The sequence below is a fragment of the Streptomyces sp. NPDC033845 genome (assembly GCF_055576225.1).
Map to the genome: position 1 here is coordinate 1 of NZ_JBVIRI010000084.1, position 1,161 is coordinate 1,161.

1 protein-coding gene and 2 pseudogenes are annotated in these 1,161 nt (G+C 66.0%); 1 reads left to right on the plus strand and 2 read right to left on the minus strand.

All coding sequences use genetic code 11. From position 1 onward, the window contains the following. Positions 1–260, plus strand: a 260-nt coding sequence (locus tag ACZ50K_RS37925; protein ID WP_468912045.1) for a hypothetical protein, incomplete at its 5' end; no start/stop codon positions are given. 12 nt (positions 261–272) lie between these two features. Here ACZ50K_RS37925 and ACZ50K_RS37930 read toward each other — a convergent pair. Together ACZ50K_RS37930 and ACZ50K_RS37935 are read right to left on the minus strand one after the other, a co-directional pair. Further along, positions 273–596, minus strand: a pseudogene (locus ACZ50K_RS37930) (hypothetical protein); the annotation flags it as partial. Between the two features lie 434 nt (positions 597–1,030). Continuing rightward, a pseudogene (locus tag ACZ50K_RS37935) lies at positions 1,031–1,161 on the minus strand (IS3-like element ISRhosp1 family transposase); the annotation flags it as partial.

Genomic DNA, 1,161 nt, shown 5'->3' on the forward strand with positions numbered 1-1,161 from the left:
GGGCCTACGTCATCTACGCGGTGTTCGCCCTGCTCTCGATCCCCTTCATCCTCAAATGGGTGCCGGAGACCAAGGGCAAGGCGCTGGAGGAGATGTGCTACTCAGGTTCAACTCGCAATGTCGGTGGTCAGCCCGGTCGCGGCCAGGCAGCCGTCGATGAGCTGCGGCCGGTACTGGATCTTGCGCAAGCCGCGCCTGACCGCTCGCACGAGGTGGTCGGGTTCGGCGAAGGCGACGTTGGCCAGGAGGCCGCGTCGTAGCAGCGACCAGATGCCCTCGACCGGGTTGAGGTCAGGTGCGTACGGGGGCAGCTGGTAGACGGTGAGCCAGTCCGTAGCTTCGGCGGGAGGTTGGCGTGGAGCGCTCGGGGCGGGATGCGACGTTGGATCACAGGGCTTGTAGGGCGGGTGGTGGGTGGTTTGTGCAGCCGAAATAGGTGGTTCCGTGGTGGTGCAGGTGGCGAGCGCCTGTCTCGGCTCTGATGGCGGTACCGGGCGGATGAACACACTTTGGGTGGCGCCCGTAACCATTGCCGTGTGGAGGCGTTGGAGTGGTGACTCTCCCCCGAGGCGCCCAGGATTCCGCCGTCCTTCCATCAGGGGCGGCGGGATCCTGGGATTTGGCCGGACGATCCGGCCACTCTGTCCTACCGGCTGCCGACAAGCGGTCCGCGCGCTATGTCCGGCCGTCGTGGGGGTGAGCGCCAGGGCTGTCCGCACTACAGCTGCTGGCGTGGTGGCCCCGGTCGGTCACCCGCTAAGGACGCGGCGGGTGACCGACCGGGGTCGGTCCAGGAGGCGTTCCGAGCCGCGGCCAGAATCCCGTACTCCGGTGTCCTGTTCGACGATGTTGCTGACCGCCCCGGATAGCCTGATGCAACCAGAGCACCCCTGACGGGATTGCCCATATATGCAGTTCAGGGACTCTTCTTTGACTCACGGTGTCTGCTCTGATGTGCGCGACGGGGAGGCCCAGGTAAACCTCACCCGGGCTCTGGGCAGGGGCCTTGACCCCGAATCCTGAACACGGGTTATGCGGCTGGTGCCAGCGTAGTTGGTGGTGCTTCGAGTGTGGCTTCGTAGGTGATGGGGCTGCGGTGTCCGAGGTGGGAGTGCCGGCGTCGGGTGTTGTAGCGGTTGAGCCATCGGAAGGCGTCGAGTC